Consider the following 15,085-nt stretch of genomic DNA (forward strand, 5'->3'; position numbering starts at 1 on the left):
GGGGCGGGCGGTGCCGGAACCTCGGCAGGCCACGGCGGATAATGCTGCGCGTGGTCGCCGTGCTCCAGGGATTCTGGCTGATCGCGGCGGTCGTCGCGGTCGGCTGGCTGCTGGCGCACACCCGGATGTTCGGACGGACCGAGCAGCAGGTGCTCGCCAGGCTCACCTTCTGGGTGGGCTCGCCGGCGCTGCTCTTCCTCGTCGTGGCCGACGCCGATGTCGGCGTGATCTTCTCGGGGTTCCTGGTCGCCACGCTCGCCGGGGTGGTGGTGACGGCTGCGGCATACCTCGTGCTCGCCAGGGCCGTGCTGCGGCGCACGACCACGCACGCGCTCATGGGCGGGATGAGCGTCAGCTACGTCAACTCCAACAACCTCGGTCTGCCGATCGCGATCTACGTGCTCGGTGACGGGTCCTGGTCCGCGCCGGTGATCCTCATGCAGCTGCTCGTGCTGCAGCCCTCCTGGCTCGCCGCGCTGGACGCGAGCCAGGAGGGCAGGAGGGTCTCCCCGTGGCGGGTGCTGCGCTCCCCGCTGACCAACCCGCTGACGATCGGCAGCGTGCTCGGGCTCGCGGTCGCGCTCTCCGGCGTGGAGCTGCCTGCGGACCTCCGTGCCCCGGTCGAGCTCGTCGGCGGGCTGGCGATCCCCGGCATGCTGCTGGCCTTCGGGATCTCGCTGCGGCTCTCCCCGGTCCCGCGCGGGAGGGGCAACCTGGCCGAGCTGGGCGTGGTGGTGCTGCTCAAGCTGGGCCTGATGCCGGCCGTCGCGGGCCTCGTCGCGGGTCCGGTGCTGGGGTTGTCCGGGCCTGAGGTGCTGGCCGCGGTCGTGATGTCGTCGCTGCCGACGGCCCAGAACGTCTTCATCCTCGCGGTCGCCTACGGGCGGGGCGAGGACATCGCGCGCGACAGCGTGCTGGTCACGACCCTGCTGGCGATGCCGGCCATGCTGCTCGTCGTGGCGCTCATGGGCGGCGGGTAGGGTGCCCGGGTGCGTCTGAGCGAGTTCTGGGCCCTGATGGAGCAGGAGTTCGGCGCGGGGTACGCCACGATCGTGGCCGGCACGCACTCCCTCGCGGTCCTCGGCGGTCGCACGCCGTCGCAGGCGCTGGAGGAGGGGGAGCCGCCCAGGACGGTCTGGCGGGCGGTCTGCGCCGACCTCGACGTGCCGCCGGAGCACCACTACCTGCCCGACCCCAAGCGGAGGGCCTGACGCCCCACCTCCACCGACCGGCGACGTGGTGTGCGCGTCCCTGGGGTGACCGACGACGTGGTGTGCGCATCCCTGGGGTGACCGACGACGTGGTGTGCGCGTCCCTGGGGTGACCGACGACGTGGTGTGCGCGTCGTCCCCTGGCCAGAGCTCAGTCGTGACGAGGGGCGTCGCCGGCGGTGTCGCCGACAGGCGGCTCGCCCGCCAGCCCGCCCGACAGGGCCTCGCGGACCCGGTCGACCGTGCCCTGCTCGGCCGGGGTCACACCGCGGTCGGCCCCGGCGACGAGGTCGGCTGCCGCGAGGACGACCTGCCGGAAGCCAGCCACCTGCCGGGGAGCCTTCGCCGCCAGCACCTGCACGGCGCGTGCGAGGTCCCGGAGCACGGCTGCCTCCACCTGCTCCGGCGTGCCGGTCGGGGGAGTGGGGAACCGGCCACCCTCGCTCAGCAGGGAGCGCACATCCTCCGGCGCGGCCTGCAGGGCCTGGGACCCCGCCATGGACTCCTTGAACGCCGCGAGGAAGCCCGGGTCAGCCTGGGAGACCAGGGCGATCGCCCCGAAGGCGGCCCGACGCAGCAGCGTGTGCTCGTCGTCGGTGAGGGGGATTCCGGAGGGCTGGTCGGTCATGCCACCACTGTCGCCCGGCCGGGGCGGGTTGTCACCCCTTCGGTGGGGCGGTCGCTCAGACGAGGTCGCGCTCGAGCAGGGCCTCGGCGATCTGGACCGCGTTGAGGGCGGCGCCCTTGCGCAGGTTGTCGTTGGCCACGAACATCACCAGGCCCCGCCCGTCGGGCACCGACTGGTCGACCCGGATGCGCCCGACGTAGGAGGCGTCGCGACCGGCGGCCGCGAGGGGCGTGGGCACGTCGGCGAGCTCGACACCGGGCGCGTCCGCGAGGAGCGTGGTCGCCCGCTCGGGGGTGATGGGCCGGCTGAACTCGGCGTGGATCGCCAGGCTGTGCCCGGTGAACACCGGCACGCGCACGCAGGTGCCCGCGACCGCCAGGCCGGGGATGTCCAGGATCTTGCGCGACTCCTTGCGCAGCTTGACCTCCTCGGAGGTCTCACCGTCCTCGACCAGGTCGCCCGCCAGGGCGACCACGTTGAAGGCGATCGGCTCGACGTAGACAGAGGGCTCCGGCAGCGTCACGGCCGACCCGTCGTGCGTGAGCTCCTCGACCGGTGCGCCATGGTCGACCGCGGCGCGCACCTGGCCGCCGAGCTCGCTCACGCCCGCCAGGCCGGACCCCGAGACCGCCTGGTAGGTCGCGACGCGCAGCCGCTCCAGGCCCGCCTCCGCGTGCAGGGGACGCAGCACCGGCATGGCGGCCATCGTGGTGCAGTTGGGGTTGGCGACGATCCGTCGTCCGCCGTCGCTCACGGCCAGCTCCAGTGCCTCGGGGTTGACCTCGCTGACGACCAGCGGTACCTGCTCGTCCATCCGCCAGGCCGAGGAGTTGTCGACGACGACCGCACCGGCGGCGGCGAAGCGCTCCGCATGCCTCTTCGAGGCACCGCCCCCGGCGGAGAAGAGCGCGATGTCGATGCCAGACAGGTCGGCGGTCTCGACGTCCTCCACCACCACCTGGCGCGGCACGTCATACCCGTCCGCGCCGTCGGCCGAACCGTCCCAGGGCAGCTCGGTGCCGGCCGACCGGGCCGAGGCCAGGTAGCGGACGGAGGCGACCGGAAAACCCCGCTCGGAGAGCAGACGGCGCATCACGCCGCCGACCTGACCCGTCGCCCCGACCAGGGCGACGTGCACCTTCCTGCTGCCGGACCCCATACCGCTCATCGTCCCGTCCCGCCGTAGACCACGGCGTCCTCCTCGGCGTCCAGCTCGAACGCCGTGTGCACCGCGCGGACCGCGTCCTCCAGGTCGGACTGGTCGCAGATCACCGAGATCCGGATCTCGGAGGTGCTGATCATCTCGATGTTGACCCCCGCCCCCGCCAGGGCCGCGAACAGGTCCGAGGCGACCGAGGGGTTGGAACGCATGCCCGCACCGACCAGCGAGAGCTTGCCGACGTGGCTGGTGTAGAGCACGTCGGCAAAACCCATCTCGTCCTGCAGGGCGCGCACCGCGGCGACGGCGGTCTGCCCGTCCGTGTCGGGGATGGTGAAGGAGATGTCGGAGGTGTGCGCGTCGGAGGTGGAGACGTTCTGCACGATCATGTCGATCGACACGCCCGCGCGGGCGACCGCGCCGACGACCGCCGCGGCGGCGCCGGGCCGGTCGGGGATCCCGACCGCGGTCACCTTGCCGAGCGACTTGTCGTGGGCGATGCCCGAGATGATGGGTTCTTCCATGGTGTCCTCCGTGAGGGGTCGACCGACCAGGATCCACGTGCCCTCCTTGTCGGAGAAGCTGCTGCGGACGTGGAGCGGGACGTGGAACCGGCGCGCGTACTCGACCGCGCGCAGGTGCAGGATCTTGGCGCCGTGCGCCGCCATCTCGAGGGTCTCCTCGATCGTGAGGCGGGTCACGCGGCGGGCGGTGGGCACGATGCGGGGGTCGGCGGTGTACAGCCCGTCGACGTCGGTGTAGATCTCGCACACGTCGGCGTCGAGGGCGGCGGCCAGGGCCACGGCCGTGGTGTCGGACCCGCCTCGGCCGAGGGTGGTGATGTCGTCGTCGGTCGAGATGCCCTGGAAGCCGGCGACGATCGCGACACCGCCCGCGTCGAGCGTGGCGCGCACGCGCTCCGGCTGGACGTCCAGGAGCCGGGCGCGACCGTGCGCGGTGTCGGTGCGCATGCCCGCCTGGGCACCGGTGAAGCTCTTGGCCGGGACACCGTGCTGCTCGATGGCCATCGCCAGCAGCGCCATGGAGATGCGCTCACCGGCGGACAGCAGCATGTCCAGCTCGCGCTCGGGCGGCGGGCCGGGGGAGATCTGCCCGGCGAGGTCCAGCAGCTCGTCGGTCGTGTCACCCATCGCCGAGACCACCACGGCCACCTGGTTGCCGGCGCGGTGGGTGGCGACGACGCGCTGGGCGACACGGCGCATCGCCTCGGCGTCGGCGACGGACGAGCCGCCGAACTTCATCACGAGCAGGGTCATGGGACTTCCTGGTCAGGGGTATGACGTGGACGTGGGAGGACGGCGGCGTCTGGCTCCCGTGGGGCTGACCACCCAGTGTAGGGCCGGGAACGGCAGGGGCTTGACGTCGGGGAAGCGGGGGCGCCCCGCGGGTGGTGCCGGCGTGCGGCCTCCTCGGTGCGCGACACGCGCGACGGACGTGCCGGTGTCGTACAGGTTTTCGATTAAGGTTGTCCACAAGGTGCCCCGCCGGGCGGCCGTCCTCCACAGAGCCACCGGGGAGGAGCGGGTCTGTCGGTGGGCCGCCCTAGCGTCTGATCGACACGGGATGGACGTCCTCGCAGCAGGAGGGCGACGACCGGAGGTCGGTCGTCGGTAGACGCGCCCGCCACGAGAACGAAGGAGCAGGACATGGCCCAGACCAGGACCCCCGCCAAGCCCGCAGCAGGGGCGGCCACGCGCGACGCCGGCAACGACAAGCTGCGGGCCCTCGACACGGTGATGGCCCAGATCGAGAAGCAGCACGGCAAGGGCTCCGTGATGCGTCTGGGCGACGAGGAGCGCCCGCCGATCCAGGTCATCCCCACCGGTGCCATCGCCCTCGACGTCGCGCTCGGCGTGGGCGGTCTGCCCCGCGGTCGGGTGGTCGAGATCTACGGTCCCGAGTCCAGCGGCAAGACCACGGTGGCCCTGCACGCGGTCGCCAACGCGCAGAAGGCGGGCGGGATCGCGGCCTTCATCGACGCCGAGCACGCGCTCGACCCCGAGTACGCCAAGAAGCTCGGCGTCGACACCGACGCCCTGCTCGTCAGCCAGCCCGACACCGGGGAGCAGGCGCTGGAGATCGCCGACATGCTGATCCGCTCGGGTGCGCTCGACATCATCGTCATCGACTCCGTGGCGGCCCTGGTGCCCCGCGCCGAGATCGAGGGCGAGATGGGCGACAGCCACGTCGGTCTGCAGGCCCGGCTCATGTCGCAGGCGCTGCGCAAGATCACCGGGGCGCTCAGCAGCACCGGCACGACCGCGATCTTCATCAACCAGCTGCGCGAGAAGATCGGCGTGATGTTCGGCTCGCCGGAGACGACCACGGGCGGCAAGGCGCTGAAGTTCTACGCCTCGGTCCGCATCGACGTGCGCCGCATCGAGACCCTCAAGGACGGGACGGACGCCGTCGGCAACCGGACCCGCGCGAAGATCGTCAAGAACAAGGTGTCCCCGCCCTTCAAGCAGGCGGAGTTCGACATCCTCTACGGGCAGGGCATCTCCCGGGAGGGCGGTCTGATCGACATGGGCGTGGAGCACGGCTTCGTGCGCAAGTCGGGCGCCTGGTACACCTACGAGGGCGACCAGATGGGGCAGGGCAAGGAGAACGCCCGCCAGTTCCTCAAGGACAACCCCGACCTGACCGAGGAGATCGACCGCAAGATCAAGGCAAAGCTCGGCATCGGCGTGCAGCCGGTCATCGACGACCTCCCGGCCGGGGTGGATCCGGTCACCGGTGAGGTCTCCGTCGACTTCTGATGGGAGCCGACACCGACCACGCCCGGCTGGCCGCGGCACGGCAGGCACTGGCGGCGGCGGAGTCCGCCGCCAGTGCCTCGGGCCTTCCCCGCCGTCCCGGCACGGGTGACACGCGCGCCCGGCAGGAGTCCGGCCGGGCGGGAGATGCCGGGCCGGCGGGCGAGCCCGACCCCGCTGCCGTCGCCCGACGGATCGTGCTGCGCCAGCTGGCGATGGGCCCACGGACCCGCCGTCAGCTGGAGGACAAGCTGCGTGACCGGGGCTGCGAGGCAGACGTCGCACGCACGGTCCTGGACCGCATGACGGAGGTGGGCCTGGTGGACGACGAGGCCTTCGCCGAGATGTTCGTCCGGTCCAGGCAGGAGACCAAGGGGCTCGCTGCCGGGGCGCTGCGGCACGAGCTGCGCACCAAGGGCGTCCCGGACGAGGTCGTCGACGCCGCGCTGGAGGAGATCGACCCGGAGCGCGAGAAGGAGCAGGCCCGGGCACTGGTCGCCCGCCGACTGCGGACCATGCGCGGTCTGGACCGGGACACCCAGACCCGGCGGCTGGCCGGTTTCCTGGCCCGCAAGGGCTACGGGTCGGCGGTCTCCTACCAGGTCGTCCGGGAGGCCCTTGACGAGCTCCCCGAGCACGGGCGGGACTGACGCGGGCGGCTCACCGACGTCGGCCGACCGGTGACGACCGGGAGGTGACCTCGCGAGGACCTACTCGTCCTCGTCCTGCAGCGGCTCGTCCGCGGGGTCCCACTCGACCTCGGTGAGCTCGTCCTCCTCGTCCCCGTCGACGTAGTGCATCGCCGACTCCTCGGGGGAGTCCCAGCTGGTGGCGCGTCCCTCCCGGGCGACCAGCCGCGCCTCGCGGTCCTCGCCCAGCCCCTCGTCGGGGGCCACGATGCGGCCGACACGACCGTGGTGCTCGTCGGCGAGCTGGGCCCGGATGGCATCGACGTCGTCGCCGTTCACCATGCCGTCGTCCTCGGCCACCGCCGCGTCGTCGGCACCGTCGTAGACGGAGTAGGGGTCCGGGGTCTCCTGGCGGACACGCTGGTCGATGGTCTCGTCGTTGGCCTGCTCCCAGGCGGTGACGCCGTAGGCCGTGGCGCCCTGCAGCCGGTCGGCGGCGGTGTATCCCCGGTCGAGCGGGTCCCCGTCCCCGTCCAGGGTGTCCTCCGAGGACAGCTGGTTCTCGTCGTCCACGCTGTAGACGCCGAGGTCGTCGCCGATGCTCTCGCGATCGCCTGTGATCATCGCTGCTCCGCTCCTTCGCCGAGGGTGCTGCTCCGTGACCTCATCGTACGTCGGCGGACAGGACCGTGACGCGGGGGGATGCCCGTGCGCGGTTACCCTGGATGACGCGATGAACACCAAGACCTACGACGTGCGCACGCACGGCTGCCAGATGAACGTCCACGACTCCGAGCGCCTCGCGGGTCTGCTCGAGACCGCCGGCTACGTGGACCTCGCCAGCCTGCCCGAGCCCGACCGGCCGCAGACGGCGGACGTGGTGGTGTTCAACACCTGCGCGGTGCGCGAGAACGCGGCCAACAAGCTCTACGGCAACCTCGGCCAGCTCCGTCCTGCCAAGCAGGCCAACCCCGACATGCAGATCGCGGTCGGTGGGTGTCTGGCGCAGAAGGACCGCTCCACCATCGTCGAGCGGGCGCCCTGGGTCGACGTCGTCTTCGGCACGCACAACGTCGGGTCACTGCCGGCGTTGCTGGACCGGGCCCGGCACAACCGGGCGGCCGAGGTCGAGATCCTCGAGTCGCTGGAGGTCTTCCCCTCCACCCTGCCGACCCGGCGCGACTCCGCCTACGCGGCCTGGGTCTCGATCTCCGTCGGCTGCAACAACACGTGCACCTTCTGCATCGTGCCGAGCCTGCGCGGCAAGGAGAAGGACCGACGCCCCGGCGAGATCCTCGCGGAGATCGAGGCACTGGTCGCCCAGGGGGTGGTCGAGGTGACGCTGCTCGGCCAGAACGTCAACACCTACGGCGTGGAGTTCGGCGACCGGCTGGCCTTCGGCAAGCTGCTGCGGGCGTGCGGCGAGATCGACGGTCTGGAGCGGGTGCGCTTCACCAGCCCGCACCCCGCGGCCTTCACCGACGACGTGATCACGGCCATGGCGCAGACGCCCAACGTGATGCCGAGCCTGCACATGCCGCTGCAGTCCGGGTCGGACCGGGTCCTGAAGGCGATGCGTCGGTCCTACCGCAGCGAGCGGTTCCTCGGCATCCTCGACCGGGTGCGGCAGCAGATCCCGGACGCGGCCATCACCACCGACCTCATCGTCGGGTTCCCGGGGGAGACCGAGGAGGACTTCCAGGCCACGCTCGACGTCGTCCGGGCCTCCCGGTTCTCCAGCGCCTTCACCTTCCAGTACTCCATCCGCCCGGGAACGCCGGCGGCCGAGATGGACGGGCAGCTGCCCAAGGCCGTCGTCCAGGAACGCTTCGACCGGCTCATCGAGCTGCAGGAGGAGGTCTCCTGGGCGGGCAACCGCGAGCTCGAAGGACGCGAGGTCGAGGTGCTCGTCACGCCGGGCGAGGGCCGCAAGGACGCCGCGACCGAGCGCCTCTCGGGCCGCGCCCGGGACAACCGGCTGGTGCACTTCGCGGTCCCCGAGGGCGGCGAGCGCCCGCGCCCGGGTGACATGGTCACCGTGGCGGTCACCTACGGCGCTCCGCACCACCTGATCGCCGACTCCGGCGTCCAGGGCGGGGTGTATGCGGTGCGCCGCACCCGCGGCGGGGACGCGTGGTCGGCGCTGCAGGAGGGCGGCACGGCCGGGGCGACGAGGAAGCCTTCGGTGAGCCTCGGCATACCGTCCGTGGGTGCCCCGCCGCAGCGTGCGGCGCCGGCCGCCGCCTGCTGCCCGACCGACTGACCGACCAGCTGTCGTACCACGTCGGCAGAGTCGGGCCGGGGTATGACGGCCGAGGGCGCCGCCCCGGTAGTCTCCGGCTGGTGAGCCGGGCCAGCGTCGACGACCTGAGGGCCGCCAGACGGGTCCTGGTGTACGGCGTCACCGGGGCGGGCAAGTCGTCCGCCGCCGTGCGTCTCGGGGGCGCCGCGGACCTGCCCGTGCACCTCGTCGACGAGGAGATCGGCTGGCTCCCGGGCTGGCAGCAGCGCGACCCGGCCGACCAGCGGGCGCGCGCAGCGGCGCTGGCGGGCGGTGACCGCTGGATCCTCGACAGCGCCTACGCCGGGTGGGTCGATCTGGTCCTGCCGAGGGCACAGGTGGTGGTGGCGCTGGACTATCCCCGATGGCTGAGCCTGGTGCGCCTGCTGCGGCGCACCGCCCGCCGGTGGGCCCGCCGCGAGGCGGTCTGCAACGGCAACGTCGAGACCCTCGACGTCATCCTGTCGCGTGACTCCGTGCTCGTGTGGCACGTGCGCAGCTTCGCCCGCAAGCGTGCCCGCATCCGGGAGTGGGAGGCCCGACCGGACGCCGTACCCGTGCTGCGGCTGGGGCGGCCCCGCGAGCTGGAGGACGTCCTCGCCCAGCTGCGGGCGGACCCGGTCACAGGTGGCCGTGCCAGAACCGGTCGCGCCGACCCGCCCGCCGGTTGAGCCGCTGGTGCGCCTGGCGACGCCGAGCCACCCGCAGCCGCCGCTGTGTCTGCATCTGCATCACCTCGGCGACGGCCGCGGGCTTGCCGTGGAAGCGGACCACGGCGAAGACCAGCAGCGCGAGGGCGATGATGCTCGAGGCGATGAGGGTGTAGCCCACAGCCGGACCGCCGAAGAGCCACCACCGCTCGTCCAGGACCCACCACCGGGGAGCCGGGGGGGACCAGATCCACACCCCTCCGGCCGCGGCGACCAGCACGGCACCCAGGCCCGACAGCGCGATGCGCGGCCACGTCTCGACCCCTTCGACCGCGGCGAGCCAGGCCTTGACCCGGACGGGCTCGGTGAGGCGTCGGGCCCAGAGGTACTGCGTCGACAGCACCGCCAGCCCGGCGAACGTGAGGAGCAGGCCAGGTCCGGGCAGGACCAGCGCGAGCAGGCCCGCGACGAGCAGGATCCACCCGAGGCTCTCGAGCAGGAGGCGCTTGGCCGCGGTCGTCACGGGGACCAACCCTAGCCCTCCGACCGGGGGTTTTCCGGGTCGCCACCGGGAGAGTGCGAGCGTGCAGCGGTGGCACGGATCCGGTGGCCGCGACCGGTGGGGTGTGTGGCATGGTGGCCTGCGTGACCTGGGCCCCCATCGACCGCGCGGAGCTGCTCGAGCGCAGCGGTCAGGACCCGTGGGTGCGTTGGGCCACCTCCTCCCAGGTGCTCGCCGTGGCCGGTGAGCAGGGATGGGCCTGCGTGGGCCCGTGGCGCCCGCAGCTGGCCCACTGGGGCGGGACCGCGGTCGTGCGGCCGGGCAGCCCCGGCCAGGCGGAGTCGGAGGCGCTCGAGGTCCTGGCCCGGCTGGCGGAGGAGCAGGGCGTCGCGGTGGAGTGGTTCTCCACGCACCCGGGACGCGAGCTGGCCGTGCCCGCGGGCCTGGAGACGACAGGGTCGGGACGGTGGGACTTCATGTGGACCCGTGAGGCGCCGCCCACCGCGGACCCGGTGCCGCAGGGCGTGGAGCTGGAGGAGCTGCACGACCACGACGACGCCGACCTCATCGAGACCTTCGGCCGGCGCCACAGCGAGTCCTTCGAGGGTTTTCCCGGCCAGGGGTTCGCCACGCTCTGGCTGGCGGCGCGGGACGCGGGCGGCGAGCTGCTCGGCGTCGGCGCCCTCCACGAGCTGGCCTCGGGCATACCGCACCTCGCCGGTATCGTCGTCGCCGCGGACAGGCGCGGGCAGGGGATCGGTCGCCTGCTGACCGCCGAGCTGACCCGGGCGGCCATCGCGGAGGCGGGCGTGAGCACGCTCGGGGTCTACAGCGACAACACCGTCGCGACCCGGCTCTACGCGGGGCTCGGCTACCGCACCGCCCACCGCTTCCACACGCGCTCGCTCACCGCAGGTATGCAGTGAGCCCGACAGGGACCGGGGGCACGGAGCCCGGGGGCACGGAGCCGCAGACCGTCCCCACGCCGCGCGAGCTGCTCGCCGGCCGGCTGGCCACGGTGCTCGTCGCGCTCGAGGCGCTCGCGCTCGTCGGTATCGCCGCCTTCTACGTCTACGAGCTCGCCCTGGGGCACGGGACCGACGTCATGGTCGTGATCATGTCGGTGGTGACGATGCTCGTCTTCGTCCTGGGGCTGGGCTACACGGCCAGGGGGCTGCACGTGCGCCACCCGCGTGCCCAGGCGCCGGCGATCGCCGCCAACTTCCTGCTGCTGCCGCTGGGCATCGCGATGTTCCGGTTCGCCCCCTGGTGGCTGGCCGCCCTGGTGCTCGTCGCGAGCGTGTCCACCATCGCCTCGGTCTTCCTCATGGGCAGGCTGGCGGGTCCGGACGAGGGGGACCGTCCGGCCGGCTGACGGGCAGCACCTGCACCCGGGTGCACCGCCCGCGGTCGACGAGCACGCCCCGGCCCGGGACCGGCCGGTCGCCGACCGGCAGCCGCACGCCCAGCACCGAGCCGTGCGCGGCGGTGCCCGGCTGCAGGACGAGCCCACGCCGGTGGCGGGCCACGTAGGGGACCAGCCCGCGGAAGAGCGAGCCGCTCGCCTCCAGCTCGGCGCCGACGAGGAGCCGCCCGCCTCGCTCGGCCCAGGCCAGGGCGACCTCCTCCAGCCGGGTGCCGGTGACGAGGTGGGCGTCGTCCACGACGAGCGTGGTGACGGCCGGACCCAGCCGCGACACGACCTCGTCCGGGTCCGCGACATGCTCTGGCCCCACGTGCAGGACCGCCGCACCGTCCGGCGCCGCCAGGACGGCCAGCGTCGTGGACACGCCTGAGCCGGGCGGGCCCAGGACGAGGAAGGGGGCCGGGGGCACCTCCAGGTCCTCGGCGCCGTCACCGCCCACCGCCCAGGCGGTGGTCGCGGGCCCACGGCGCCCGGTCGGCAGGGTCACCACCCGCGGCGGCGGGTCACCGAGCGGTGCGCGGGCGTCCGGGCCGTCATCCGCAGGCTGCAGCACCTGGGCCACGAGCGCGTCGCTGGTCCGCACGGCCCGACCCGGCGGCTGCTCCGTGGGTACCTCGTGGGTCCGCAGCCCCGCCAGCGCCAGGTCGCCGCGGTCGTTCAGCCGCAGCGCCCAGGTCTCGGGGAGAGCCGAGGCGACCGTGCCGAGCAGCAGCGAACGGTCGCCCGTGAGCAGCGCGACCACGCCGGCGGCGGGGCCGTCGCGGAGCACCCGCAGCGCGAGGTCGCGGGCGCGCCCCCGGTCGGCGTCGCCGTAGACGTCGACGAACCGGTCCCACCCGTCGACGAGCAGGACCACGGGAGGTGGCCGGGATCCGCTGCCGAGCGCCAGCCGTGCGTCGATCACCTCGTTGACCACCTCCAGCACACGGGCGGCGTGCGCGGGGTCGTGGGGGCCGACATAGGCGCGCAGACCCGGGTGTGCGGACAGCTCGGACCCTGCCAGGCCGCGGGCGGGGTCCACCACGTAGACCCACACCGCTCCGGCCGCGGCGAGCAGGGAACGGGCTGCCGTCGTCCGGCCGCTGCGAGGGGCGCCCACCACTCCCACATGCCCCGCCGCGTCCCAGGCCAGCGGCTCGTGACGTTGCTCGTCGGGGCGGTCGGCCACCGCCCACACCCCCGTGGTGGCGGCGGTGACGTTCGTCCCCAGGGGCGGGAGCCACACCCGGGATGCCCGGTGGCCGTCGTCGGCGGCGACCCGTGCCAGCAGGTCAGGCAGGGCTCCGAGGCCGCTGCCGACGTGGCCCTCGCCCTCCGCCGCGTGCAGGGCCGCCCAGCCGCCCCATACCCCGTCGACCTCCTCCACGTGCCAGCTCTCGTCCGGCTCGCTGACCGCGGCGGGCGCCGCGGGTGCGACGTGGACGCCGCGTGGCGGCGCCGATCCGGTCCGCAGCAGGGCACGACCCGGCACCCCCTCGGGGATGCCGGCGGCGTCCGGTGCCTCCAGCACGTCGAGGCTGTCGGACGCGTCGCGGACCCGCAGCGCGATGCGCAGGTTGACGTTGGCCCGCAGGTCGGCCGAGACGACCCCGGCCGGGCGCTGCGTGGCCAGCACCAGGTGCACGCCGAGGCTGCGGCCGACGGCCGCCAGCCGGACCAGACCGGTGAGGAACTCCGGCAGCTCCTCGGTGAGCACCCGGAACTCGTCGACCACGACGAGCAGCCGCGGCAGGTCCGCCCCCACGTGGTCCCCGACGTCGCGGACCCCCGCCCGCGCCAGCACGGACTCCCGGCGCTGCAGCTCGGCCCGCAGCGAGACCAGCACCCGCTCGGCCAGGTGGGGGTCCAGGTCGGTGACCAGTCCGGTGCAGTGCGGCAGCGACGCGCACTCGCCCAGGGATGAGCCGCCCTTGTAGTCGACGAGCAGCAGGGCCAGCGCCGAGGGCGGGTTGCGCAGGGCCAGTCCGGTGACCAGCGTGCGCAGCAGCTCCGACTTGCCGGACCCCGTCGTGCCCGCGACGAGCGCGTGCGGACCGTCGCGGGCCAGGTCGACCTCGAAGGGTGCGCCCTGGTCGTCGGTGCCGATGGGGGTGCGTAACCGGGCCTGCGGCGAGGACCAGGAACGACGGACCTCGTCCGCGTCCACCGGCCAGGGCAGCAGGTCACCCAGCGCGACGGTGCGGTGACGACCGTCCCGCGGCCCGCTGCCCTCGTCCGCGTCGACCTCGGCCAGCCTGCGGGCGAGACTGCGTGCCAGGGGCAGGCTGACGAGGGTCGGCCGGAAGCGGACCTCCTCCTGCCCGGGCCGGCGTAGGACGGCACTCACCGCGCTCTCCACGAGCACCTGGACGCTCGCGGGTGGTGCCTGGGACAGGTCGTCGAGCAGCAGCAGGCCGTCGCCCCCGCCCCACACCACCTGCGTCCCGGTCTGCACGCCTGGGGCCCGGCGGGTGTGCGGCAGCCAGGCGAGCAGGTCCCACTGCGTGCCCGGGAGGGACGCGCGCTCGACGGCGAGCGAGAGTGCGGCAGGTGAGTGCCCGCAGGCCAGCTGCAGGATCCATCCCCTGACCAGGGCGTCGCGCACTCCACGCGGCCCTGCCACCGTCACCGGTTCACCCAGGTCGAGGACGAGCGGGGCGGCGGCGTGCTGGAGAGGAGCGCCGTCGAGCTCGACGCCCGACGGGGCCTCTCCCTCGCCGATCACCACCTCCGGCCTCTCGACGCTGCGCGACCACAGCCCGGTGGTCGGCCGGGGGACTAACGAGGTGACCACCCCCGCGAGGCCAGGATGACGGTGCCGCAGGGTGCTGAGCTCGTCGGTCAGGGCCTGGGCGGCGGACGCGTCGACCACGGCCTGCGTCCGCCGCCGGTGCCGCACGGCCCGGACGTGGTCGAGCCGTGCCGACCGCCGCTCCCCGAGATGGTGGCCGAGCACCATCGTCGGGGCCATGAGCCCGAAGAGGAGCACCATCGGCATCCTCAGCACGCCCGCCACCACCACGGACGCCAGGAGGGGCAGCGCCCAGACCCAGGCCGACGGGGCCCGCACCTCGCGCCGCTGCGGCTCGGGCGGGGTGCTGAACCGGGCCTGGCGGGGGAGGGGAGACGGCTGCCGGGGCCACGGGGTCACCAGCAGCCGGCCGCCACGGTCGCGCCCGACCGCGGGCGGCAGCGGTTCGAGGAGCAGCTCCAGGCGGCTGGCCCCGACCTCGAGACCCGACCCGGCTGGCCACGGCACGGGTTCGCCGCGTACCCCGGCACGCATGGCGGTGGGCGTGCTGGGTGCCCCGTCGGGACCCGCCGCGGACAGACCCACCCAGCGAAGGCCGTTGGTCGAGCCGAGGTCCTGGACGACGACGCCGGACCGCTCGTGACGCACCCTGAGGTGCCTTCGTGACAACCGGGGGTCGTCGACGGCGAGCTCGCACGACGCGGCCCGCCCCACCGTGACCCACCTCCCGGGGCGCAGCGGCACGGACGCCCCGGCGTCCGGCCCGGCCGTCACCACCAGGTGGGCGGGGCCGGACGGGGGCGTCCCGGACGGCGCCGGCCCCGCCGCATACCCGTGCCTGAGCGGTGCGTGGCCGACCGAACCGCCTGGCGCCGGCAGGCCCAGCGTCCGGTGCAGGTCGTCGACGGTGGCTGTGTCCGGCGCTCGCACGATCAGGTGTCGCGGGCCCCGGCCCCCGGGGGCGGTGACCATGACTCTCACCCCGCCATCGTGGTGCTCGCGGTGCACGTGCGACCGGCGTTGTCCACAGGCGTCCGGTTGTCCACAGGTTTGGTTCGCGTTCGGTAAGGAGTTGGCAAAGTCGCTTTACT

Annotated in this window: 14 protein-coding genes; 8 read left to right on the forward strand and 6 right to left on the reverse strand. The window is 73.7% G+C overall.

The genetic code is table 11. The annotated features are described in order from the left end of the window. The first annotated feature begins 50 nt into the window (after positions 1-50). A complete protein-coding gene (locus tag K330_RS0103190) occupies positions 51-980 on the forward strand; it encodes an AEC family transporter (RefSeq protein ID WP_029202263.1) in 930 nt (309 codons plus the stop codon). A gap of 9 nt (positions 981-989) precedes the next feature. Beyond that, positions 990-1,211, forward strand: coding sequence for a DUF3046 domain-containing protein (locus tag K330_RS0103195; protein WP_022920414.1), 222 nt, complete (start codon positions 990-992; stop codon positions 1,209-1,211). A gap of 151 nt (positions 1,212-1,362) precedes the next feature. Here the strand turns inward: K330_RS0103195 and K330_RS18840 are convergent, their stop codons facing one another. From K330_RS18840 to K330_RS0103210, 3 genes are read right to left on the reverse strand one after another with little or no spacing between them, the layout of a single operon-like run. After that, a complete protein-coding gene (locus K330_RS18840; protein WP_022920415.1) occupies positions 1,363-1,839 on the reverse strand; it encodes a hypothetical protein in 477 nt (158 codons plus the stop codon). 55 nt (positions 1,840-1,894) lie between these two features. Next, positions 1,895-3,007, reverse strand: a complete 1,113-nt coding sequence (locus tag K330_RS0103205) for an aspartate-semialdehyde dehydrogenase (RefSeq protein ID WP_040657630.1) — start codon at positions 3,005-3,007, stop codon at positions 1,895-1,897. Next, a complete protein-coding gene (locus K330_RS0103210; RefSeq protein WP_022920417.1) occupies positions 3,004-4,275 on the reverse strand; it encodes an aspartate kinase in 1,272 nt (423 codons plus the stop codon). The genes K330_RS0103205 and K330_RS0103210 overlap by 4 nt, the downstream gene beginning before the upstream one ends. A gap of 390 nt (positions 4,276-4,665) precedes the next feature. Between K330_RS0103210 and recA the strand changes: the two genes are divergently transcribed. Both recA and K330_RS0103220 read left to right on the forward strand, forming a co-directional pair. Beyond that, the gene (gene recA, locus K330_RS0103215) at positions 4,666-5,778 is read left to right on the forward strand and encodes a recombinase RecA (protein ID WP_022920418.1); all 1,113 of its coding nucleotides are present in this window, start codon (positions 4,666-4,668) and stop codon (positions 5,776-5,778) included. Further along, a complete protein-coding gene (locus K330_RS0103220) occupies positions 5,778-6,425 on the forward strand; it encodes a regulatory protein RecX (RefSeq protein WP_022920419.1) in 648 nt (215 codons plus the stop codon). Before recA ends, K330_RS0103220 begins: the two co-directional genes overlap by 1 nt. A 60-nt stretch (positions 6,426-6,485) precedes the next feature. On the opposite strand, the gene K330_RS18845 is transcribed toward K330_RS0103220, so the two are convergent. After that, on the reverse strand, positions 6,486-7,028 hold the full coding sequence (locus tag K330_RS18845) for a DUF5709 domain-containing protein (protein ID WP_022920420.1): 543 nt from the start codon (positions 7,026-7,028) through the stop codon (positions 6,486-6,488). A gap of 109 nt (positions 7,029-7,137) precedes the next feature. Here K330_RS18845 and miaB point away from each other — a divergent pair, with 109 nt between their 5' ends. Together miaB and K330_RS18850 are read left to right on the forward strand one after the other, a co-directional pair. Next, entirely contained in the window at positions 7,138-8,667 is a 1,530-nt protein-coding gene (gene miaB, locus K330_RS0103230) for a tRNA (N6-isopentenyl adenosine(37)-C2)-methylthiotransferase MiaB (protein ID WP_022920421.1), read from the forward strand. A gap of 80 nt (positions 8,668-8,747) precedes the next feature. Continuing rightward, positions 8,748-9,356: a P-loop NTPase family protein gene (locus K330_RS18850; protein WP_022920422.1), complete on the forward strand. Its 609-nt coding sequence runs from the start codon at positions 8,748-8,750 to the stop codon at positions 9,354-9,356. On the opposite strand, the gene K330_RS18855 is transcribed toward K330_RS18850, so the two are convergent. Then, complete coding sequence (locus tag K330_RS18855) at positions 9,307-9,858, reverse strand: PGPGW domain-containing protein (protein WP_022920423.1); 552 nt, start codon at positions 9,856-9,858, stop codon at positions 9,307-9,309. The genes K330_RS18850 and K330_RS18855 overlap by 50 nt on opposite strands. A 122-nt stretch (positions 9,859-9,980) precedes the next feature. On the opposite strand from K330_RS18855, the gene K330_RS23525 reads away from it, so the two are divergent. After that, complete coding sequence (locus K330_RS23525; protein ID WP_169448472.1) at positions 9,981-10,763, forward strand: GNAT family N-acetyltransferase; 783 nt, start codon at positions 9,981-9,983, stop codon at positions 10,761-10,763. Next, a complete protein-coding gene (locus K330_RS0103250) occupies positions 10,760-11,212 on the forward strand; it encodes a hypothetical protein (protein WP_022920425.1) in 453 nt (150 codons plus the stop codon). The genes K330_RS23525 and K330_RS0103250 overlap by 4 nt, the downstream gene beginning before the upstream one ends. Here K330_RS0103250 and K330_RS18865 read toward each other — a convergent pair. Beyond that, entirely contained in the window at positions 11,163-14,966 is a 3,804-nt protein-coding gene (locus tag K330_RS18865) for an FtsK/SpoIIIE domain-containing protein (RefSeq protein WP_022920426.1), read from the reverse strand. The two genes, K330_RS0103250 and K330_RS18865, sit on opposite strands and share 50 nt — an antisense overlap. Positions 14,967-15,085: the final 119 nt, after the last annotated feature.

Source organism: Ornithinimicrobium pekingense DSM 21552 (assembly GCF_000421185.1).
In the GTDB taxonomy this organism is placed as follows: domain Bacteria; phylum Actinomycetota; class Actinomycetes; order Actinomycetales; family Dermatophilaceae; genus Ornithinicoccus; species Ornithinicoccus pekingensis.

Coding starts and splice junctions, on each gene's coding strand:
- K330_RS18840 (WP_022920415.1), bottom strand. CDS start 1,839: ATGACCGACCAGCCCTCCGGAATCCCCCTCACCGACGACGAGCACACG.
- K330_RS0103205 (WP_040657630.1), bottom strand. CDS start 3,007: ATGAGCGGTATGGGGTCCGGCAGCAGGAAGGTGCACGTCGCCCTGGTC.
- K330_RS0103210 (WP_022920417.1), bottom strand. CDS start 4,275: ATGACCCTGCTCGTGATGAAGTTCGGCGGCTCGTCCGTCGCCGACGCC.
- recA (WP_022920418.1), top strand. CDS start 4,666: ATGGCCCAGACCAGGACCCCCGCCAAGCCCGCAGCAGGGGCGGCCACG.
- K330_RS0103220 (WP_022920419.1), top strand. CDS start 5,778: ATGGGAGCCGACACCGACCACGCCCGGCTGGCCGCGGCACGGCAGGCA.
- K330_RS18845 (WP_022920420.1), bottom strand. CDS start 7,028: ATGATCACAGGCGATCGCGAGAGCATCGGCGACGACCTCGGCGTCTAC.
- miaB (WP_022920421.1), top strand. CDS start 7,138: ATGAACACCAAGACCTACGACGTGCGCACGCACGGCTGCCAGATGAAC.
- K330_RS18865 (WP_022920426.1), bottom strand. CDS start 14,966: ATGGTCACCGCCCCCGGGGGCCGGGGCCCGCGACACCTGATCGTGCGA.